Source organism: Novosphingobium clariflavum, from assembly GCF_026420865.1.
Classification (GTDB): Bacteria; Pseudomonadota; Alphaproteobacteria; order Sphingomonadales; family Sphingomonadaceae; genus Novosphingobium; species Novosphingobium clariflavum.
On the sequence record NZ_JAPCWC010000002.1, the window covers coordinates 394,872 to 415,184 of the forward strand.

Annotated in this window: 18 protein-coding genes; 16 read left to right on the plus strand and 2 right to left on the minus strand. The window is 66.2% G+C overall.

Annotated elements, in window-relative coordinates:
- Window positions 1–12: 12 nt before the first annotated feature.
- From OKA11_RS04130 to OKA11_RS04155, 6 genes are all read left to right on the plus strand, one after another.
- Window positions 13–1,485: an aldehyde dehydrogenase family protein gene (locus tag OKA11_RS04130; RefSeq protein ID WP_267218944.1), complete on the plus strand. Its 1,473-nt coding sequence runs from the start codon at window positions 13–15 to the stop codon at window positions 1,483–1,485.
- A gap of 11 nt (window positions 1,486–1,496) precedes the next feature.
- Window positions 1,497–2,279, plus strand: a complete 783-nt coding sequence (locus OKA11_RS04135; RefSeq protein ID WP_267218945.1) for a carboxymuconolactone decarboxylase family protein — start codon at window positions 1,497–1,499, stop codon at window positions 2,277–2,279.
- A complete protein-coding gene (locus OKA11_RS04140) occupies window positions 2,272–3,072 on the plus strand; it encodes an NAD(P)-dependent oxidoreductase (RefSeq protein WP_267218946.1) in 801 nt (266 codons plus the stop codon). The genes OKA11_RS04135 and OKA11_RS04140 overlap by 8 nt, the downstream gene beginning before the upstream one ends.
- A gap of 4 nt (window positions 3,073–3,076) precedes the next feature.
- The gene (locus tag OKA11_RS04145) at window positions 3,077–3,859 is read left to right on the plus strand and encodes an SDR family NAD(P)-dependent oxidoreductase (protein ID WP_267218947.1); all 783 of its coding nucleotides are present in this window, start codon (window positions 3,077–3,079) and stop codon (window positions 3,857–3,859) included.
- Window positions 3,860–3,875: 16 nt separating this feature from the next.
- Window positions 3,876–4,661, plus strand: a complete 786-nt coding sequence (locus tag OKA11_RS04150) for an SDR family oxidoreductase (protein ID WP_267218948.1) — start codon at window positions 3,876–3,878, stop codon at window positions 4,659–4,661.
- Window positions 4,662–4,792: 131 nt separating this feature from the next.
- Window positions 4,793–6,175, plus strand: coding sequence for an amino acid permease (locus OKA11_RS04155; RefSeq protein ID WP_267218949.1), 1,383 nt, complete (start codon window positions 4,793–4,795; stop codon window positions 6,173–6,175).
- Window positions 6,176–6,217: 42 nt separating this feature from the next.
- Here OKA11_RS04155 and OKA11_RS04160 read toward each other — a convergent pair whose 3' ends face one another.
- Window positions 6,218–7,288, minus strand: a complete 1,071-nt coding sequence (locus OKA11_RS04160; protein ID WP_267218951.1) for an alpha-hydroxy acid oxidase — start codon at window positions 7,286–7,288, stop codon at window positions 6,218–6,220.
- Between the two features lie 57 nt (window positions 7,289–7,345).
- Window positions 7,346–8,125, minus strand: a complete 780-nt coding sequence (locus tag OKA11_RS04165) for an energy transducer TonB (protein ID WP_267218952.1) — start codon at window positions 8,123–8,125, stop codon at window positions 7,346–7,348.
- A gap of 355 nt (window positions 8,126–8,480) precedes the next feature.
- On the opposite strand from OKA11_RS04165, the gene OKA11_RS04170 reads away from it, so the two are divergent.
- From OKA11_RS04170 to OKA11_RS04215, 10 genes are all read left to right on the plus strand, one after another.
- The gene (locus tag OKA11_RS04170; RefSeq protein ID WP_267218953.1) at window positions 8,481–9,125 is read left to right on the plus strand and encodes a PepSY-associated TM helix domain-containing protein; all 645 of its coding nucleotides are present in this window, start codon (window positions 8,481–8,483) and stop codon (window positions 9,123–9,125) included.
- Window positions 9,125–10,090: an FAD:protein FMN transferase gene (locus OKA11_RS04175; RefSeq protein ID WP_267218954.1), complete on the plus strand. Its 966-nt coding sequence runs from the start codon at window positions 9,125–9,127 to the stop codon at window positions 10,088–10,090. The genes OKA11_RS04170 and OKA11_RS04175 overlap by 1 nt, the downstream gene beginning before the upstream one ends.
- A 309-nt stretch (window positions 10,091–10,399) precedes the next feature.
- Window positions 10,400–11,452 carry a sulfate ABC transporter substrate-binding protein gene (locus tag OKA11_RS04180; protein WP_207078804.1) on the plus strand — a complete coding sequence of 351 codons (1,053 nt, stop codon included), beginning with the start codon at window positions 10,400–10,402 and terminating at the stop codon, window positions 11,450–11,452.
- Between the two features lie 56 nt (window positions 11,453–11,508).
- Window positions 11,509–12,360: a sulfate ABC transporter permease subunit CysT gene (gene cysT / locus OKA11_RS04185; protein WP_267218955.1), complete on the plus strand. Its 852-nt coding sequence runs from the start codon at window positions 11,509–11,511 to the stop codon at window positions 12,358–12,360.
- Window positions 12,357–13,196, plus strand: coding sequence for a sulfate ABC transporter permease subunit CysW (gene cysW / locus OKA11_RS04190; protein ID WP_267218956.1), 840 nt, complete (start codon window positions 12,357–12,359; stop codon window positions 13,194–13,196). Before cysT ends, cysW begins: the two co-directional genes overlap by 4 nt.
- Window positions 13,193–14,146 (plus strand): sulfate/molybdate ABC transporter ATP-binding protein, encoded by a 954-nt coding sequence (locus OKA11_RS04195; protein WP_267218957.1) that lies wholly within the window; start codon window positions 13,193–13,195, stop codon window positions 14,144–14,146. Before cysW ends, OKA11_RS04195 begins: the two co-directional genes overlap by 4 nt.
- Window positions 14,147–14,157: 11 nt before the next feature.
- Window positions 14,158–14,331, plus strand: coding sequence for a YezD family protein (locus OKA11_RS04200; RefSeq protein ID WP_267218958.1), 174 nt, complete (start codon window positions 14,158–14,160; stop codon window positions 14,329–14,331).
- A gap of 18 nt (window positions 14,332–14,349) precedes the next feature.
- Entirely contained in the window at window positions 14,350–15,054 is a 705-nt protein-coding gene (locus OKA11_RS04205) for a glutamine amidotransferase (protein ID WP_267218959.1), read from the plus strand.
- Window positions 15,055–15,208: 154 nt separating this feature from the next.
- Window positions 15,209–17,491: a TonB-dependent receptor gene (locus OKA11_RS04210; RefSeq protein WP_267218960.1), complete on the plus strand. Its 2,283-nt coding sequence runs from the start codon at window positions 15,209–15,211 to the stop codon at window positions 17,489–17,491.
- Window positions 17,492–17,841: 350 nt separating this feature from the next.
- Window positions 17,842–20,211, plus strand: coding sequence for a TonB-dependent receptor (locus OKA11_RS04215; protein ID WP_267218961.1), 2,370 nt, complete (start codon window positions 17,842–17,844; stop codon window positions 20,209–20,211).
- Window positions 20,212–20,313 lie beyond the last annotated feature (102 nt).

The following is a 20,313-nucleotide window of genomic DNA, read 5'->3' on the forward strand; positions in this document are numbered from 1 at the left end:
ATTGAAACGAGGATGGGCTTCCAACATCCTGACATCTCGGCATTTCCCGAGATTTCACTGGTCATTGGCGAGGAACGCGCGCGGGCCGGCAGCGGTGCCGACTGGGCGCACGTCTACCCCGGCACCGGCCGCGTCACCCGCGAGGTCCGTCTCGCCAGCCCCGCCGACGTCGACCGCGCCGTTGCCGCCGCCCGGGCCGCGCAGCCGGCATGGCGCGCGCTTGCGGGCGACAAGCGGCGCGACCTGATGTTCCGCCTTGCCGCCGTGATCGAGAGCAAGGCCGCGGAAATGAGCCCGCTGCTCACCGCCGAGAACGGCGCGATCCTGATCGCGGGCGGCCACATGACCGCCGATGCCGCGCAGAAGTTCCGCTATTACGGCGGCATGGCCGACAAGATCGACGGCCGCACCGTCTCGACCTGGGGCGGCCCCGCGCTCGATTACGTGATGTACGAGCCCTATGGCACCGTCGGCATCATCGTGCCCTGGAACGGCCCGCTGTTCGCCGCCACCATGGTCATGGCCCCGGCACTGGCGGCAGGCAACTGCGTGGTACTGAAGGCGCCCGAACTCGCCCCCTGGTCGCTGATGAAGCTGATGGAAGCGGTCCACGAGGCCGGTTTCCCGGCAGGCGTGGTCAACATGGTCACTGGCGGGCCGGACGTCGGCGCCGCGATGGTCAGCCATCCGGGCATCGACAAGATCGAGTTCATCGGCTCGGGCGCGACCGCGCAGAAGATCCTCGCCAGCGCCTCCCAGAGCCTCAAGCCCGTCGGCCTCGAACTGGGCGGCAAGTCCGCGGTGCTGGTCTTTGCCGATGCGAACCTGCAGGGCGCCGCCAAGCGCGGGCTTTCCGGTGCCATCAGCGCCAGCGGCCAGGGCTGCGTGAACGGCACCCGCCTGCTCGTCGAGCGCGCGATCTACGAACCCTATCTCCAGATGCTCAAGGCCATGGCCGGCCACGTCAAGGTCGGCGATCCCTTCGCCATGGACACCTTCGTGGGCCCGGTGATCTCGCAAGCCGCGCTCGAGCGCATCGACGGCATGGTCCGTCGCGGCATCGAACAGGGCGGCGAGGCGATCTGCGGCGGCGCGCCGATGGATGGCGACCATGCCGAGGGCTACTTCTACCCGATCACCGTGCTCGCAGGTGTCGATCCGGCGAGCGAGATCTCGAAGAACGAGGTCTTCGGGCCGGTGCTCGTCGTCACCCCGTTCGACAGCGAGGAGGAGGCGGTCGCGCTTGCCAACGGCACCGACTATGGCCTCGGCGCCTATGTCCACACCACCAATCTCGCCCGCGCGCACCGCGTCGCGGGGCAGATGATGGCGGGCCAGGTGCAGGTCAACGGCTCGGGCGAGGCGATGACCCCCTGCGTGCCCTTCGGCGGCATGAAGCACTCCGGACACGGCCGCCTCGGCGGCATCGAGGGCCTGCGCGAATTCCAGCAGGTCCGCAATGTCTGGGTCAACCTTCAGGACTGAGGAGCGCGACGATGACATTGCTCGACCCCGCATCGCGCAGCGCGCGCGGCCTTGCCACCGAAGCCGAGGCCACCGGCCGCACGGCGCATGAACCCACCACGCTGTTCGAGGAATCGTGGCGCGACTTCGTCTTTGCCGAAGTCTGGACGCGCCCCGGCCTGCCCCGGCGCGCGCGCTTCCTCGTCGCCATGGCGAGCGCGGCGATCTGCGGCCTCGAAGACCGCCAGCTCGACGACTTCGTGCGCGGCGCACTCACGTCGAACGAACTCTCGCTCGCCGAACTGCGCGAGGCCGCGCTTCACCTTGCGGTCTATTCGGGCTGGGGCAACGGCGGCAGGCTCGACCGCGCGGTCACCCGCGTTGCCGCCGAACTCGGCCTGCCGCCCGCCGATGTCCCGCCGATCCGCAGCGAACCCTGGGACCCCGAGGAGCGCATCCAGCAGGGGCATGACGAATTCGCCAAGGTCATGACGTTCCCGCCCGGCCCACCGGCCACGCCCTATCTGCTGGGCATCAACAACTTCGTGTTCGGCGAGATGTGGCGCCGCCGCGGCCTCGACGAGCCCTCGCGCCGGTGGATCACGCTGGTGGGGGTCTGCGAATCCGGGGCCGATATCCCGATCAAGAGCCACATCCACGCCGCCATGGCGAGCGGCAACTGCAAGCCCGACGAGATGCTCGAATTCTGCCTGCAATACGGCACGCACGCGGGCTGGCCCAAGGCCTCGCGCATGCAGATGGTCGTCCTCGAAATGATCCGGAAAGTGCAGGAAGGGCTCCCCTGGCATGGTTAGGACAGGTTTCATCGGCCTTGGCTCGCAAGGCGCGCCGATGGCCGAACGCATGCTCTCGGCAGGCTTTCCGCTCACGGTCTGGGCCCGGCGCCCCGAGGCGGCGGACGATCTCGTCACCAAAGGCGCCGTGCGCGCCGGCAGCGTTGCCGAACTCGGCGCCGCTTGCGACCTTGTGGGGCTTTGCGTCGTCGATGATGCCGGGGTCGAGGCCATCGCGGTCCAGCTGATCCCGGCCATGGCGCCTGGCAGCGTGCTGGTGATCCATTCGACGGTGCTGCCGCAGACCTGCGAACGCCTCGCCGAAACGGCGGCAGCGCGCGGCGTCCTGCTGCTTGACGCGCCCGTCAGCGGCGGCGGCGCGGGCGCAGCGGCGGGCACGCTCACCGTCATGTGCGGCGGCAGCGCCGAGGCCTACGACAAGGCCCTGCCCGCGCTTGAGAGTTTTGCCGGCAAGATCGTGCTGCTGGGTCCGATCGGCGCCGGACAGCGCGCCAAGATCGTCAACAACGCGCTCATGGCGGCGAACATGGGGCTTGCCCATGCCGCGCTGTCGCTGGGCGAGGCCGTCGGGGTCGACCGCGCCGCGCTCGCCGATCTCGTCAAGCATTCGAGCGGGCGCAGCTTCGGCTTCGAGGTCTATGCCCGCCTGCCCCAACCGCAAGCCTTTGCGCACGGCGGCAAGCTCCTGCGCAAGGACGTGGACCTGCTGGGCACGCTCGCGGGTGCCGACAATGCGCTCGCAACCGCCGCCGATCCTTTCCTCGATGCCGCGCTCGCCGCGCCGGAGGCCTGACACCATGACTGCCATCTTCAAGAACCACGACATGACCGGCAAGGTCGCCCTCGTCACCGGCGCGGCCTCGGGCCTTGGCCGCATGACTGCGCTCAAGCTCGCCGCAGCGGGCGCCGACCTCTGGCTGGTCGACGTCAACGCGGACGGTCTTGCCGAGACGATCGAACTGCTCGCCCCGACCGGCCGCACCGCGGGAAGCGAAGTCGCCGACCTCTCCAGCCCCGAGGCCTGCCACGCGGTCGTCGCCCATGCGCTGGAGAAGTTCGGCCGCCTCGATGCGCTGTGCAACGTGGCAGGGCTGATCTACCTCGCCAACACCGCGCAGATGCCGCAAGGCCAGTACGAGCGCACCATCGACGTCAATCTCAACGCGCCCTTCTTCCTCTCGCAGGCGGCGATCCCGCACCTGCTCGCCAGCGATGCCGAGGGCGGCGGCGCGATCGTCAACGTCACCTCCTGCGCCTCGTACATCGGCGAGGCCTATGCCGCCGCCTACTGCGCCAGCAAGTGGGGCCTGCTGGGCATGACCAAGGCCATGGCGATGGAGTTCCAGAAGCAGCCGATCCGCATCAACGCGGTCGCGCCGGGCGGCATGATCACCAACATCATCACCAACTTCGCCCCGCCCGAGAACTGCGACTTCGAACTCCTCAAGCGCTTCTCCGGCATGCGCGGCCAGGTCGAGGTGGAGGACGTGGCAGACCTCATCGTGCTGCTCGCTTCGCCCGCCGGTCGCGGCTTCCACGGCAGCTGCCTCTCGCTCGATGCCGGCATCACCGCCGGTTGATAAGGACCAGAAAACAATGGCATTCACTCTCGATCAGTTCCGCCTCGACGGCAAGGTGGCCGTGGTCACCGGCGCCGGCGGGCGCGGCAATTCCATCGGCCGCGCCTATGCGATGGGCCTTGCCAACGCGGGTGCCGCCGTGGTCGTCGCCGACCTCAACGAGGACGGCGCCAAGGCCGTGGCGGAAGAAATCGTCGCAGCCGGCGGCAAGGCGATCGGCGTGCGCGTCGACGTGGCCGACGAAGCCTCCACCCTCGCCATGGCAGCAGCCGCCACCGAAGCCTTCGGCGGCGTCGACATTCTCGTCAACAATGCCGCGCTCATGGTCGACGTCTCCTACGACAACTGCGAGACCGTCAGCCTCGATGCCTGGAACAAGGCCTTTGCGGTCAACCTCAACGGCGCACTCCTCTGCGCGCGCGCGGTGATCCCCTCGATGCGGGCCCGCGGCGGCGGCCGCATCATCAACCAGACCTCGGGCGGCGCCTTCCCGGCAACCGGCCTCTACGGCATCACCAAGCTCGCGCTCGTCGGCCTCACCACCACGCTCGCCAAGCAGTTCGGCAAGGCCGGCATCACCTGCAACGCGATCGCGCCGGGCAACGTCACCTCGGACGCAGGCAAGATGCTCGTCCCCGACGATTCGCCGTTCATCAAGTTCCTCGAAATGACCTGCGCCATGCGCGCCCGCGGCACCCCGGACGAACTCGTCGGCACCGCGCTGCTCCTTTGCTCGGAAGCGGGCCAGTGGATCACCGGCCAGACCATCCACGTCGACGGCGGCTGGGTGCTGCGGCCGTAAGACTCGAAATCCGCGTAATAAATACGATCTTGCGCGCAACAATTTGCACGATGAACGCAATCATATCTTGCGTTCATCGGCAAATCCTGCTGCCTGCCGCCGGTCAAAAATCACGGTGAGAGGCAAGAGCGATGAACTTCATGACCCGGCGCAAGCCGCTCGTTCCGGGCGGGCATCATGCCAGCGGACTGAAAAAGTCGCTCGGCTGGCCGCATTTGATGGCACTGGGCGTCGGCGCCATCATCGGCACCGGCATCTACACGCTGACCGGCGTGGCGGCGGGTCTTGCCGGTCCCGCGGTGGTACTCTCCTTCGCGATTGCCGGTGCGGTCTGCGCCTGCGCGGCGCTGTGCTACGCCGAAATGGCCAGCCTGACGCCGCAGGCAGGCAGCGCCTATACCTATTCCTACGTCGCGGTGGGCGAAGCGCTCGCCTGGGTGATCGGCTGGAGCCTGATCCTCGAATATACGCTGGTCTGCTCGGCGGTTTCGGTGGGCTGGTCGGGTTATGCCTCCGGCCTTATCCGCCAGGCTGGATGGGGCGTGCCCGATACGCTGCTGGCAGGCGGCGTGATCGACGTTCCCGCGATCTTCATCGCCCTTGCCGTCACCGGCGTGCTTCTGGCCGGCACGCGCGAGAGTGCAACGCTGAACTTCATCCTCGTCATCGTCAAGATGGTGGCGCTGGCCGCCTTCGTGGCGCTGGCCCTGCCCTCGTTCGACCTCGCCCACTTCCAGCCCTTCGCCCCGTTCGGCTATGGCGCGACCGACATCGACGGCAAGAAGTTCGGCGTAATGGGCGCGGCCGCGATCATCTTCTTCGCTTTCTACGGCTTCGATGCGATCTCGACCGCGGCCGAGGAAGCGAAGAACCCCAAGCGGGACCTCACCATCGGCATCGTCGGTTCGATGGTGATCTGCACGCTCGTCTATGTCGGCGTCGCCGCAGCAGCCCTTGGCGCCGTGCCGTTCACGCTCTTTGCGCCGAGCCCCGAACCGCTGGCCTACGTTCTCAAGAGCCTGAACCACCCCGCCGCCGCCGCGCTGATCGGCATGGCTGCGGTCATCGCAATGCCCACCGTCATCATGGTCTTCATGTTCGGCCAGAGCCGCGTGTTCTTCGCCATGGCCCGCGACGGACTGCTGCCGCGGCGCCTCTCCTCCGTGAACAAGCGCGGCGTTCCGGTCACCGTCACCGTGCTGACCGGCCTGGTCGCGGCGGTGATTTCCGGCCTGATGCCGCTCGACGAGATCGCCTCGCTGGCCAACGCGGGCACGCTTGCGGCCTTCATCGCCACTGCCACCGCAGTGATGGTGCTGCGTCGCCGCTCGCCCGAACTGGAGCGGCCTTTCGTTACCCCGCTGGTGTGGCTGGTCGGCCCCGCCACAATCCTTGGCTGCGCCTACCTTTTCACCAGCCTGCAACTGCGCACGATCGAGTTCTTCGTGGTGTGGAACGTGATCGGATTCGTGCTTTACGCGATTGCCGGAACCCTGCGCGAAAAGGCCGCCTGAAACGCCATGCCGACCGGCAGCGGGCACGTCTCCCGCTGCCGGTCAGGCCAGCAAGCCCGCGCCGATCTGCGAGAGTTCCCGGCATCCGGCCTGTGCCATCGCCAATTCGAATTCCGCGCGCAGCATGTGCAGCATGTGCGCGACGCCCGGCATCCCCGCCACCGCCAGCGCGTGCAGCTGCGGTCGCCCGACCAGCACCGCGCTCGCACCGAGCGCCAGGGCCTTCAGGACGTCTGTTCCCCGCCGGACCCCGCCGTCGAGCAGGAGCGGCACCTTTCCTTCGAGAGCCGCCACCATCGCGGGCAAGGCCGCCATCGGCGTGATCAGCCCGTCGAGCACCCGCCCGCCGTGGTTGGAGACGACGATCCCGTCCACCCCCTGCAGCGCCGCCTCTCGCGCATCCTCGGGCGACAGCAGCCCCTTGATGACGATCGGCAACTGCGTCTGCCCGCGCAGCCAGGCAATATCGTCCCAGGTCGGCGCGGCATCGGCCAGCGGCGTGCCGAACACGATCTGCCCGCCCGCCGCCTGCGCGCGCTGGATCGTGCGCGGGAAGGCGGCAAGGTTCGCCGCCGACACCCCGGCTGGAAGCGCGAATTCAGAGCGCTTGATCGCGGCATCCACCGTGACCATCAGTACCTGATAACCCGCCGCCTCGGCGCGGCGCACCAGTTCGAGGCTGTGCGCCCGATCGGGCTGGAAATAGAGCTGGAACCAGAGCGGCGACAGGTCGCGCGCCAATTCGTGCGCAGCGCCGCGCGCGCAATCGGCGATCTCTTCCAGCGTGATGCTGGCCAGAGTGCTGACCACCATCGTCGTATCAAGCGCGGTCGCGGCCCGGATCGACGCCACTTCGCCGGCCGGATGGGCAAGGCGGTGATAGGCCACCGGCGCCAGCAGGATGGGCGCGGCATGGCGATGGCCCAGCAGGTCCAGCGCCGTCGTGCCGCCGGTCAGGTCACGCAGCATGCGCGGCATGAAACGCAAGGCATCGAACTGCGCACGGTTATGGCCCAGCGTAAGTCCGGCGTCGGCGCCCGACTGGACGTGATCCCATGCATCGGGGGCAAAATGATCCTTCGCCCGCCGCTCGTAATCGGCAAGCGAGCGCAAATCCGCGGGGATCGCGGTGAGCGGCGGCAGTTGGGTCAGGTCCGGCTCCCGGCGCTGTCAGGTCTGGAGGACGAAGGGAATCTCGACCAGTCCGCGCACCATCACCGGCGCGCCGTCCCGCCGCGTGGGCGACCAGCGCCAGCGGCGCACGGCCGAAAGCGCCGCATGGTCGAGCCGCTCGAACCCGCTGCTCTTCGAGATCGAGATATCCGAAACCGTCCCGTCGAGCCCCAGCATGACGGCCAGCACCACGGTGCCCTGCTCACGCTTGCGGCGCGAATCGAGCGGATAGCGCGGCGGCGTGGCCGAGATCATCTTCGAGGAAAGATCACCGGCATTCTCCACACGGGGCGCCGGCGCCGGAGCGGCAGGCGCGGCATTGGTCGACGTTACCGGGGCCGAAGCCACGGCCGACACGGCAGGGGCGGGAACCGGCACCGGCGAGGTGGCGACAGGCGGCGGATTGTCGGCCAGCACGATTGGCGGCGGCGGCGCCACGATCGGCGAGGCTGGCGGCGGCACCACCGGCACCGGCTTCACGTCCTGCTGGGGGGGCGGTGGGGGGGGCGGCGACTCGAGATTGGCGACGACGATGCGCTGGTGCGGCTGCTTCTGGAAGCTCACGACATTCATCGAGATGATCGTTGCCATGAGCCCGGCGACGACGGCAACCGAAGCCCCCACCGCGGTCAAATTCGGCTTTCGACTTTCACCGTAGCGGCCTGCCGCCTGCCATGAACCGGCGGAAACCTGCGGCATCGCGATCACCAGACCGCGCTCCTCCAATGTTGTGTCCGGGCCATGATTGGGCACGGAAACAACGCGATTGGAGCGCATGAGCAGGTCCGATTGCGGAATTGAAGCCAGTCCAGTCAACTTGGGTAATCCCCATTGGGACGGCGGCCCCGCCCCGGCTATTGCGAGGCATTCTCATAGCCGTAACAAGTCGGCGCGTCGAGATGCTTTCCTTGTCCGGCCGTGCAAATCGCTGCAGCGCGCCGTACAGCCATGCAACTTGCCGCCCCCCAACCAGGCACCAGGCACCAGACTCCAGGCACGGCCGTGACGATTGCCGGGGCCCTATCCTCGCCAAACGCATTAATGCTCTGGTGCAATCGCCGGCTTGTGTTAAGGGCGATTCTGCTAATGCCTCGCAACAGCTTGCACTTCCACTCTCCTGCCGGACTCTTTCGTGACCCCTTCCGAGACCAAGACCCTGCCCCGCAAGAAATCGCGCAAGTGGCGCAACTGGTGGGTCAAGCAGTTGCACTCCTGGCACTGGATCAGCGCGGCGATCTCGCTGGCAGTGATGCTGTTCTTTGCCGTCACCGGCATCACCCTCAACCACGCAGCCTCGATTCCCGCTGAGCCCGTCGTCACCGAGCGCAGTGCCCGGCTTGAACCCTCCGTGCTGCGCACCCTGACCGCAAAGTCGGACGACGCGCCGCTCCCCGCCCCAGTCGCCGAAGCGGTGCGCAATGCAGTCGGCCTCGATGCCGCCGGAAAGCCCGGCGAATGGTCCGATGCGGAAGTCTACGTCGCCCTGCCCCGCCCCGGCGGCGACGCCTGGGTCAGCATCGACCGCGCGACCGGCAAAGTGAGCGCCGAAGTGACCGACCGAGGCTGGATCTCCTACCTCAACGACCTGCATAAGGGGCGCAATTCGGGTTCGGCATGGTTCTGGTTCATCGACCTGTTCGCCGTCGCCTGCCTGCTGTTCACGATCACCGGCCTGTTCCTGCTGCAGGTCCATGCCCGCCACCGCCGCTCGACATGGCCGATCGTCATCGCCGGCATCGCGCTGCCGGTCGTGCTCGCGATGATCTTTGTCCACTGATGCGGATCGCACTGCCTGCGCATATCGATGCCCATGCCTTTGCCGAATGCGACCCCGCGATTCCGGTAGGCCGGCTCGACGGCCGCACCATGGGCACCACGTGGAGCCTGCGCTTCACCTCTCCGCACGGCACCGATGATGCGGCGATCCGCGCAGCAGTCGAGCGGCGCCTTGAGCGCATCCTCGCCGAGATGAGCCACTGGAAAGCGGACTCCCTGCTCTGTCGATTCAACCGCGCGGAGGCGGCAAGCTGGACCCTGCTGCCCCCCGATTTTGCAGCGGTGATCGAGACCGCTCTCGCCGTGGCCGAGGCCAGTGGCGGTGCTTTTGACCCCGCCATCGGCCATCTGGTCGACCTCTGGGGCTATGGACCACCCGGCCCCTGCCCCGCACCCGATGCCAATAGGCTCGCCGCAGCCCGCGCGGTATCCGGCTGGTCGCGCCTCGCCTGGGACGCGGCGAACCGCCGCTTGCGCCAGCCGGGCGGCGTTGCGCTCGACTTCTCGGGCATTGCCAAGGGCTATGCGGTCGACGCCGTGGCCGACCTGCTGGGCGAAATGGGCCTGCGTCACGTCCTTGTCGAGATCGGCGGTGAACTGGCCGGCCGCGGCGTGCGCCCTGACGGCGAACCCTGGTGGGTCGACCTCGAAACGCCGCCCGGCAACGCCAGCGCCCGGCCGCTGCGCCTCGCACTCCACGGCATCGCCGTCGCCACCTCGGGCACCTATCGCCGCGGCGAACACACGATCGATCCGCGCAGCGGCAGGCCGACCGAAAACGGCCTCGTGTCGGTCAGCGTCGTGGCCGCCAGCGCCATGCTGGCCGACGCCTGGGCCTCGGCGCTGACCGTGCTAGGCCCGATCGCTGGACCGCACCTTGCCGCCGAGCGCGGACTGGCCGCCCGTTTCGTGACGGCGCAGACCGAAACGCTGTCCCCTGCGCTTCACGCCATGCTCGCAGACTAGTGGATTGATTTTGACATTTGCATCCCCTGGCGGACGGGATGGGTTTACAAATGTCAGAATCGAACCACTAGGCGGCGGGGACACATTCCGCCTGCGAGGCACCGGAATGGCTTCCATCTCTAACCGTCTCATCGCACGCCGCGCCCATATCGGCGCGTCGTCATGGCGCCTCTGACGCCCTCGAGGAACTCCTGCACCGGACAGCGAATTGCCCCTGCACAAAGCCCAGCTTGTCAGGCTGCAACAAGAACTCTAATGTCAACTAAATGACTTGAGTTTAGGTCGGCGTCATCCACGGGAGACTCGAAGATGAATGACGGGAACTATCGCCCCCACTATGCCCGCCGCCTGTTCCTTGCAGCGGTTGCAGGGGCGGCGCTGACCGCCTCACTGGCGGGCTGTTCGGGCGCCGGCAAGTCCGGCAACAGCGTCGAGATCACCAATGTCTCCTACGATCCCACGCGCGAGCTCTATCAGGCGATCAATCCTGCCTTCGCCACGTACTGGAAAAAGAAGACTGGGCAGGACGTCACCTTCCGCATGAGCCACGGCGGCTCTGGCAAGCAGAGCCGCGCGATCATCGATGGGCTTGAGGCCGACGTCGCCACGCTGGCGCTCGCCTATGACATCGACGTGATTTCGAGCAAGGCCAAGCTGCTCCCGGCAGACTGGCAGAAGGCGCTGCCCGACAACAGCTCGCCCTACACGTCGACGATCGTGTTCCTCGTGCGCAAGGGCAACCCCAAGGGCATTCATGACTGGGGCGATCTGGTGAAGCCGGGCGTCGAAGTCATCACTCCCAACCCCAAGACCAGCGGCGGCGCGCGCTGGAACTTCCTCGCCGCCTGGGCCTACGGCCGCAAGGCGGGCGGCGGTTCGGAAGCGGCCGGCGAGGCTTACGTGAAGCAGCTCTTCACCCATGTCCCGGTGCTCGACAGCGGCGCCCGCGGCGCGACGACGACCTTCGTCGAACGCGGTATCGGCGACGTGCTGCTGGCCTGGGAAAACGAGGCGCTGCTGGCCGAGAAGAAGCTGGGTGCAGGCAAGTTCGAAATCGTCAATCCGTCGATCTCGATCCTCGCCGAGCCGCCGGTCGCGGTGGTGGCCGCCAATGCCAAGCGCCACGGAACTGAAGAAGTTTCAAAGGCTTACCTTGAATATCTCTACTCGCCCGAGGCGCAGGTCGCCATCGCCCGCAACTTCTACCGGCCGAGCGATCCCAAAATCGCCGCACAATTCGCCAGCCAATTCCCCAAGATCGACCTGGTGACCATCGACAAGGACTTCGGCGGATGGACCAAGGCCCAGAAAGCGTACTTCGACGACGGGGGCGCCTTCGACCGGATCTACACCAAGAAGTAAACCGGCGGCGCCGGGCTCCCGCACCGGCGCGCCCCCAATCGAGCAGGCCACTGCAGATGACTTCAATTGCTTCGCGCAAGTACCGATGGCGCACGCCATCGGTACTGCCCGGCTTCGGGCTGACTTTCGGGTTCAGCCTCGCCTGGCTCTCGCTGATCGTGCTGATTCCGCTTTCGACGCTGTTCCTGAAATCGGCGGGCATGGGCTGGCACGCCTTCCTCGAAGTCGGCTTCTCCCCCCGCGCGCTGGCCGCCTACCGGCTGAGCTTCGGCACCGCCGCCGCCGCCGCGCTGGTCAATGCGGTGTTCGGCCTGCTCGTCGCCTGGGTGCTGGTCCGTTACCGGTTTCCCGGCAAGGGCGTGGTCGGAGCACTGGTGGACCTGCCCTTCGCACTGCCCACCGCGGTTGCCGGCATCGCGCTCACCGCGCTTTACGCACCGAGCGGGTGGGTCGGGCAATATCTCGATCCGCTGGGTATCAAGGTCGCCTTCACCGCCACCGGCATCACCGTGGCGCTGGTCTTCATAGGCCTGCCCTTCGTGGTCCGTTCGGTCGAACCGGTGCTGGCGGACCTCGGCAAGGACGTCGAGGAAGCCTCGGCAACGCTGGGCGCCAACCGCTTCCAGACCTTCTTCCGGGTCATCTTCCCGGCGATCTTGCCTGCCCTGTTCACCGGCGCCGCGATGGCCTTTGCCCGCGGCGTGGGTGAATATGGCTCGGTCATCTTCATCTCGGGCAACATGCCCGGCAAGACCGAGATCGCCCCGCTGCTGATCGTCACCCAGCTTGAACAGTACGCCTACGACGGCGCCACCGCGATCGCCATGGTGATGATGCTGATTTCCTTTGCCGTACTGTTCGCGCTCAATGCCTTGCAGTCGGCCCGGCGCAGGAGGCTCGGCGCATGACACAGCGCTCCGTCGGAACCGAAAGCCGCGCCACGCAGATCGTGCTGATCCTGCTGGCACTGGCATTCCTTGCCTTCTTCCTGCTGCTGCCGCTCATCGCAGTGTTCAGCGAGGCGCTGAAGCAGGGCATCGCGCCCTTCCTGGACGCCGTCTCCAACCCCGACGCACTGGCCGCGATCCGGCTGACCCTGTTCATCGCCGCCATCAGCGTGCCGCTCAACCTGGTCTTCGGCATCACCGCAAGCTGGGCGATCACCAAGTTCAGCTTCCCCGGCAAGAACCTGCTGCTGACGCTGATCGATCTGCCGCTTTCGGTCTCGCCGGTGGTCTCGGGCCTGATCTTCGTTCTGCTGTTCGGCGCGCAGGGCCTGCTGGGGCCATGGCTGGCGGCACACGGCCTCAAGATCATCTTCGCGGTGCCCGGCATCGTGCTGGCAACCGTGTTCATCACTTTCCCCTTTGTCGCCCGCGAACTGATCCCGCTGATGATGGAACAGGGCAAGGATGACGAGGAGGCCGCCGTCTCGCTCGGCGCCAACGGCTGGCAGACCTTCTGGCATGTCACCCTGCCCAACATCCGCTGGGGCCTGCTCTACGGCGTGCTCTTGTGCAACGCGCGCGCCATGGGCGAATTCGGCGCGGTCTCGGTCGTCTCCGGGCATATCCGGGGCGAGACCAACACGATGCCGCTCCATGTCGAGATTCTCTACAACGAATACGATTTTGTCGGAGCCTTTGCGGTCGCCTCGCTCTTGGCCGCGCTCGCCCTCGTCACGCTGGTCCTCAAGACCGTGCTGGAATGGCGCTTCGATCTCCACTCGGGAGCAAGACATTGATCCGCGTTGAAAACATCACCAAGCGCTTTGGCGACTACGCCGCGCTCCACGGCATCGACCTCGAGATCCAGCCCGGCGAGTTCATCGCCCTGCTCGGCCCCTCGGGCTCGGGCAAGACCACCTTGCTGCGCATCATTGCCGGGCTCGAGTTTCAGGACGAAGGTCACGTCTACTTCGACGGCGAGGACGTCTCCGACATCCCGGTCGGCAAGCGCAACGTCGGCTTCGTGTTCCAGCAATATGCGCTCTTCAAACACATGACCGTGGCCGACAACGTCGCCTTCGGCCTCAATGTGCGCAAGGCCAGGCACCGCCCGTCGAAAGCCGAGATCAAGGCCCGCGCCGAGGACCTGCTGCGCATCGTCCAGCTCGAAGGGCTCGGGGCACGCTATCCCGGCCAGCTTTCGGGCGGCCAGCGACAGCGTGTGGCACTGGCCCGCGCGCTCGCCATCGAACCGAGCCTGCTACTGCTCGATGAACCGTTCGGTGCGCTCGACGCCAAGGTCCGCAAGGATCTGCGCCGCTGGCTTCGCGATCTCCACAAGCAGATGGGGCTGACCTCGATCTTCGTCACCCACGACCAGGAAGAGGCGCTCGAACTCGCCGACCGGGTGGTGGTGATGGACCACGGCCGCATCGACCAGATCGGCACGCCCGAGGAAGTCTACATGAAGCCGGCGACCGCTTTCGTCTCGCATTTCGTGGGCGAAACCAACCGCTTTCCCGACGGCCGTCATGTCCGCCCGCACGACCTCGACATCGTCTCCGAAGGGGGAGAGGCGATCGCGGTCGACAACGTGTTCCGCAAGGGCGCGGTGTGGCGCGTGGAAGGGCGCCTCGCCGGCAATGACACGATCGTCGAACTCGACCTTTCGAGCGATCGCCAGCCTCCCGCCATCGGCGAAACGGTATTCATCGCCGCTCGCCGTTCGCTCACTTTCGCAAGCTGAGGAGCTTTCCGATGACCAGCAGTCCCGCCCCCGAACCGACCTCCGCCGCCCAGCGCCAGTTGGAGGAAAACATCGCTACCGTGCGTGACGCGCTCGAGAACCTGCGTTACGGCAATATCGCGCTGACCGTGCACGACGGCCGCGTGGTGCAGATCGACGTCACCGAGAAGAAGCGCTTCCAGTAGGCCCCAACCCTTTCCCCCATGCCGCAAAAGAACGCCCTGATCATCCGCCATGTGCCGCACGAAGGCGTGGCCGGGTTCCGCCAGCCGATCGAGGATCACGGCTACCTGGTCGATCGCATCGATGTGACCGACCCGGCCTTTGCCTCGCTCGATCTGGCCGAGCCCGATCTGCTGATCATGATGGGCGGCCCCATGGGGGTCTACGAGCAGGAGGCGCATCCCTGGATTGCCTGCCAGATGCGCCGCCTTGCCCGCCGCCTCGAAGCGGACCGGCCAACGCTCGGCGTCTGCTTCGGCGCGCAGATGATCGCCGCGGCCATGGGAGCGGACGTCTATCCGGGCCCTTCCAAGGAAGTGGGCTTCCACCCCGTCCGCGTGCATGACCATATCGTGGACAGCCCGCTACGCCATATTGCCGGGGTCCCGGTGCTGCACTGGCACGGCGATACCTTCACCCTGCCAGCCAATGTCGAGTTGTTGGCGTCCAGCCATGTCTACGACCATCAGGCCTTCCGGCGAGGCAGCAATATCCTCGCACTCCAGTTCCATGCCGAAATGGGCATGGACCCGCGCTTCGACGCCTGGATGGAGCAATGGCCCGAAGCTGTCGTCGAGGCAGGCGGTAGCGAAGCCGCGCTGCGCGCCGCCCATGCCGAACACGGTCCCGTTGCCGTCGCTGCCGGTCGCGCGATGATCGACGATTGGCTGAAGGGCCTTCGTTAACCCCGCCCTTCCCGCCGCACTCCCCACACTCCTCCGTCCAACACCGCCATGACGATATGGCGGCAAGGGAACTTCGTTCTCAGGCATTTGGGTGCGATTGTCGCGGTCCGGCCCGAACCGAGAAGGCCGGTCAGGACGATCGAGGGAGGACTACATGTCGACTGTCATGCTGCGCTGCGCAGCATCAATGGGCGTGCTTGCCAGCACGCTGCTGACCAACCCGGCTCTGGCGCAGGATACGGCGAAGGCGCCGGCAGCCGCCGAACAATCACCGTTCGGCGAGATCGTCGTCACCGCGCAGCGCCGTTCCGAACGCTCGCTCGACGTGCCGATCGCCATCACCACGCTGAGTGACAAGACGCTCGACGATGCCGGCGTACGCCAGCTTTCCGACATGGCAAAAGTCGTGCCCGCGCTGCGCTTCGACAAGTCCGGCGTCTACACCCAGCCGACCATTCGCGGCGTCGGCACCGCCATCGCCACTTCCGGCGGCGGCCCCAACGTCGCCACTTATGTCGACGGCTTCTTCCTGCCGAGCGCTGCCGCCACCGACTTCCAGCTGCTCAAGGTGCAATCGATACAGGTGCTGAAGGGTCCGCAAGGCACGCTGTTCGGCCGCAACACCACCGGCGGCGCGATCCTCGTCACCACGGCCGATCCCAGTGAAACGCCCGGCGGCGAGATGCGCGTCTCCTATGGCCGCTTCGACACGGCAGAAGTGCAGGCCTACGCCACCGGCGGCCTGGCGAACGGTGTCGCGCTCGATGTCGAGGGCCTCTACCGGCGCGGCGACGGCTTCCAGACCAACATCATCGACGGCAACGACCAGATCGGTAAGTATAACCGCTGGTCGGTCCGCACCGGCCTGAAAGTGGAAGTCTCCCCCGACGTCAGTGCGGTGCTGCGCTATACCCATTCGCAGAGCGACGATCCCTCCGCAGTGATGCACAATGCCTTCGTCGATGGCGACGGCACCCGCTGGATCTACCAGTACACGCCGACCGGCTACTATGCGACCAAGCCAAACGAAGTGGCGCTCCAGCCCGGCGACGGTATCGGCGCGCGGACCAACACCGATGTTCTGCAGGGCACGATCAAGGCCGATCTCGGCTTCGCCAACCTCACGTCCTACACCCAGCTGCGCGACGAACGGGTGAAGAGCGTGCAGGATCTCGACGCTACCGCGCTGCCGATCTTTACCATCGGCATCGGTTCCAACAGCAAGACCTTCACCCAGGAACTGCTGCTCAACTCCAAGGCCGGCTCGCGCCTGCAATGGACCACCGGCGTCTACTACTTCCGCAACCGTGATTCCTGGCCGACCGAGGCGAAGCTGGGCACCGCTCCCTTCGTCAAGAACGGCGAATCCGGCACGCTCTCGCAGGCCATCGCCGTGTTCGGCGACGCGACCTACGAGATCACCCCGCAGCTCTTCGTCACCGCCGGTGCGCGCTATAGCCACGACTGGGTCGATCAGGCCTTCTTCGAACGCGCCCTGACCGCCTCGGTCTACGAGGATGCGAACGGCAATGCCGTGCCCTTCCCCGCCGATGTGCCGCTCTACACCAGGTTCTACGTCCCCAAGCTCACCAACGACCGCGTCACCCCGCGCTTCGTGATCCGCTTCAAGCCCAGCGACGCCTCGAGCCTCTATGCCTCGTTCACGCAGGGCTACAAGGCAGGCCTGCTCAATGTCGGCGGCTACTCCTACCGGCAGGTAAAGCCCGAGACGATCAATGCCTACGAAGTGGGCTACAAGTATGCCCGGAACGGCATCACCGCCGAACTCTCGGGCTTCTACTACGACTACAAGAACCTGCAGGTCTCCAGCTTCCAGGCTGGCACTGCACGGATCACCAATGCCGCCAGCTCCGAGATCTACGGCATCGAAGGCCAGGTCAGTGCGCGGGTGACTTCGGACTTCACGGTTTCGGCGGGCGCGGCCTGGACCCATGCGCGCTACAAGAAGTTCCCCAACGCGCCCTACTACCAGTTCTGCGATCCGACCGCCGCTTACGGCACGACGCCGACCGCCTGCGTACCGACCAGCCTCGGCGGCCTCGGGCCAGGTGCTCTGGTGGAGACGACCACAAACGCCAGCGGCTTCAGGATGCAGCGCACGCCGGAATTCACCGGCAACATCGCCGCCTCCTACGGCATCGACCTGGCGGAAGGCCGGCTCAACCTGTCGAGCAATCTCTACTACACGTCCTCGTTCTATTTCGGCATCGCCGAACAGTTCAGGCAGAAGGGCTATGCCCTGCTGGGCCTGCGCGCCGAATGGACCGACGCCAGCGAGAAATACTCGGTAGCCGTGTTCGGCGAGAACGTGACCGACCATCGCTACCGTTCGGCGGTCAACTACACTTCGCTCGGCATCGGCAGCGTCTGGGCAGCGCCCGCCACTTACGGCGTGACGCTCGGCGTCAAGTACTGAGACGGCACGATAAGGCACGAGAGGACCAACGATCCGCAGCGTCCTCTCGTGCCGATCAACACATGAAATGCTGGACAGCTTGGAACAAACCTGCCGCAGCCGTCTCTCTGTCCTGCACGGAGAACCGCCGCTGTAGCGGGCAATCATCGACACCCGCCGCCGCCGCATCCTGGTCTTCTGGATCGCGGGTGCCGGAAGCGTCGCAGCCGGGGCAGAATTGGTCCACCCCGCATGGCCGCCGTCCCGTCGTGAAATATTTCAGCATCTTCCCTGCAACAGCGCCTTGCTAATGCGAATGCCTATCATTAACAAAGCGCCCTCAGGGAACTTCGAACACCACGAGGGGAATCATGTCCAAGAAGCCTTCGCCGGCGGCTGCTCGCCGCTCATTTCTGGCGCTCACCTGCCTTGCGCCCGCATTGGTGCCCGCGCTGGCCCACGCCGATACGGCGCCATCCGATAACGGACAGGTGCTCGGCGGCGTGACCGTCAGCGACACCGCGATCGACACGCAGCCCGGCCGCACGCTGGAGTCCCCCAAGCGCACGCGCCCGGTCCGAGATACGCCGCAGACGATCACCGTTCTTGGCAATGAAGTGATCGAACAGCAGAACCTGCTGACCCTGCGCGATGTCCTCTCGACCGTTCCGGGCATCACCTTCGGTGCCGGCGAAGGCGGCGGCGGTTATGGCGACAGCATCAATTTCCGCGGCTACAGCGCCAACAACGACATCACCGTCGACGGCGTGCGCGACAGCGCCCAGTACACCCGTTCCGACCCGTTCAACCTCGAACAGATCGAAGTGACCAACGGCGCGAACTCGGTAATGTCCGGCGCCGGCTCGGTTGGCGGCAACATCAATCTCGTCACCAAGCGCCCCAAGGCGGATGACGAGACGATTGTCACCGGCGGGGTTGGCACCGACAATTATTATCGCGCCACCGCCGACCTCAACAAGCGCGTCAACGACCAAGTCGCCGTCCGCCTCAATGCGATGTGGCACCGCAACGACGTGCCCGGCCGCGATGTCGAGGACTACAAGCGCTGGGGCCTCGCCCCCTCGGTCACCATCGGCATCGACGGCCCGACCCGCCTGACGCTCCAGTACCTCCACCAGGAGGACACCAATATTCCGCAGTACGGCCTGCCCTATTACCAGACCGCCACGAACTCCGGCATGGTACCGGGCGTGCATCGCAGCGACTACTTCGGCTATCGCAACGTCGACAAGCAGAAGATCAACGTCGACCAGATGACCGCGACCTTCGAGCATGATTTCAGCGACACGGTGTCGATCCGCAACCTTGCTCGGTGGCAGGAGGTGACGCAGTTCTCGCGCGTCGATCCGCCCCAGGGCACCTATTGCCTGTCGAGCGGCGTCACGCCCGCAGGTGCCGCCTGCCCCGCCACGGTTCCGGCCGGCTACTACCTGCCCTCCGGTCCGCGCGGCAACACGCGTGACAGCGGCAACCAGCTGCTGTTCGATCAGGTCGACCTGACAGCAAAGTTCAACACCGGCGCGATCGAGCACACCGTCGACGTCGGCGCTGCTGCTACCTGGGAGAAATATGACCTGTTCTCGGGCAGTTCGCTGCGCAATGCGGACGGCACCGCCTATTACACGGCCTACCCGCTGATGAACATCGACAACCCGAATGCCGTCATCACCGGCCCTGCGGGCTTCACTTATGGCAGCAACGTCTACACCGGCGCGCTGAACTTCATCCGCACGGCTCATCAGATGGGCGAGCAGACCAATGTCGCCGCCTACCTGTTCGACACGATGAAGCTGGGCAAGTTCGAACTGAACGCCGGCGCCCGCATCGAGCGCAACAGCGGCACCTATCGCAGCGACACGATCTCGGCCGTGCCGGCAACGCTGGGAGACGTGACCCCGGGCACGCAGTTCAAGAACGCCGACACGCTGTTCTCCTACCGCGTAGGCCTTGTCTACAAGCCGGTTGAGACCGTCAGCCTTTATGCCGCCTACGGCAACTCGCGCACCCCGTCGAAGGCCTCGGTCAACGGCTCGTGCACGGCGGCGACCTGCAACATTTCCCCGGAAACCGCGACCAACTACGAGATCGGCGCCAAGGCCGAACTGTTCGAAGGCGGACTGCTGCTCACCGCCTCGGCCTTCCGCAACGAGCGCGACAAGTACGCCGTCGCCTCGAACGACCCGACGGTGGTCGACCAGCAGCTTGACGGACACTCGCGCGTCGACGGCATTGCCCTCGGGGCAACCGGCAAGATCACGCCGAACTGGTCGATCACGGCGAACTACACCCACCTCAAGAGCAAGCTCGTGCAGTCGGTGTCGGACTTCTGCCTTGCCAATCCCGGCCAGGGCACCTGCACCAACACGGTGGCCGTTCCCAACCCCGGCGGCGGTTCGGACCTGACGCAGACGCCGAAGAATTCGGCCAGCCTGTTCACCACCTATCGCCTGCCATTCGGCCTGACGATCGGCTACAGCGCCACCTACCAGGGCTCGTTCGCGCTCAATACCCCCACGGCGACCTCGGCGGTCGTCTATCGCTCGGACGACTACCTGATCCACAACGCCTATCTCTCGTACGAGTTCACGCCGAACCTCTCGGCCCAGCTCAACGTCAAGAACATCGGCGACAAGCTCTACTTCCAGCGCGTCCGCAACAACGGCTGGGCGACCCCGGGCGATGCGCGTTCGGCGGTGCTGACCCTGACCGCGAAGATGTAACTTTCTCCCAACGGCCCGGCGGATGCCCTCTCCAGTGCGTCCGCCGGGTTTCTTTCGCGGCAATTCTTGACCGCGATCATTGTCAGGCCCCGATTATTGGGC

What these genes read in the sequence shown, in the direction of transcription:
- OKA11_RS04215 (WP_267218961.1), top strand. Translation starts at nt 17,842, where the DNA reads ATGTCCAAGAAGCCTTCGCCGGCGGCTGCTCGCCGCTCATTTCTGGCG.
- OKA11_RS04180 (WP_207078804.1), top strand. Translation starts at nt 10,400, where the DNA reads ATGAATGACGGGAACTATCGCCCCCACTATGCCCGCCGCCTGTTCCTT.
- OKA11_RS04200 (WP_267218958.1), top strand. Translation starts at nt 14,158, where the DNA reads ATGACCAGCAGTCCCGCCCCCGAACCGACCTCCGCCGCCCAGCGCCAG.
- OKA11_RS04150 (WP_267218948.1), top strand. Translation starts at nt 3,876, where the DNA reads ATGGCATTCACTCTCGATCAGTTCCGCCTCGACGGCAAGGTGGCCGTG.
- OKA11_RS04210 (WP_267218960.1), top strand. Translation starts at nt 15,209, where the DNA reads ATGTCGACTGTCATGCTGCGCTGCGCAGCATCAATGGGCGTGCTTGCC.
- cysW (WP_267218956.1), top strand. Translation starts at nt 12,357, where the DNA reads ATGACACAGCGCTCCGTCGGAACCGAAAGCCGCGCCACGCAGATCGTG.
- OKA11_RS04130 (WP_267218944.1), top strand. Translation starts at nt 13, where the DNA reads ATGGGCTTCCAACATCCTGACATCTCGGCATTTCCCGAGATTTCACTG.
- OKA11_RS04140 (WP_267218946.1), top strand. Translation starts at nt 2,272, where the DNA reads ATGGTTAGGACAGGTTTCATCGGCCTTGGCTCGCAAGGCGCGCCGATG.
- OKA11_RS04175 (WP_267218954.1), top strand. Translation starts at nt 9,125, where the DNA reads ATGCGGATCGCACTGCCTGCGCATATCGATGCCCATGCCTTTGCCGAA.
- cysT (WP_267218955.1), top strand. Translation starts at nt 11,509, where the DNA reads ATGACTTCAATTGCTTCGCGCAAGTACCGATGGCGCACGCCATCGGTA.
- OKA11_RS04205 (WP_267218959.1), top strand. Translation starts at nt 14,350, where the DNA reads ATGCCGCAAAAGAACGCCCTGATCATCCGCCATGTGCCGCACGAAGGC.
- OKA11_RS04145 (WP_267218947.1), top strand. Translation starts at nt 3,077, where the DNA reads ATGACTGCCATCTTCAAGAACCACGACATGACCGGCAAGGTCGCCCTC.
- OKA11_RS04165 (WP_267218952.1), bottom strand. Translation starts at nt 8,125, where the DNA reads ATGCGCTCCAATCGCGTTGTTTCCGTGCCCAATCATGGCCCGGACACA.
- OKA11_RS04155 (WP_267218949.1), top strand. Translation starts at nt 4,793, where the DNA reads ATGAACTTCATGACCCGGCGCAAGCCGCTCGTTCCGGGCGGGCATCAT.
- OKA11_RS04135 (WP_267218945.1), top strand. Translation starts at nt 1,497, where the DNA reads ATGACATTGCTCGACCCCGCATCGCGCAGCGCGCGCGGCCTTGCCACC.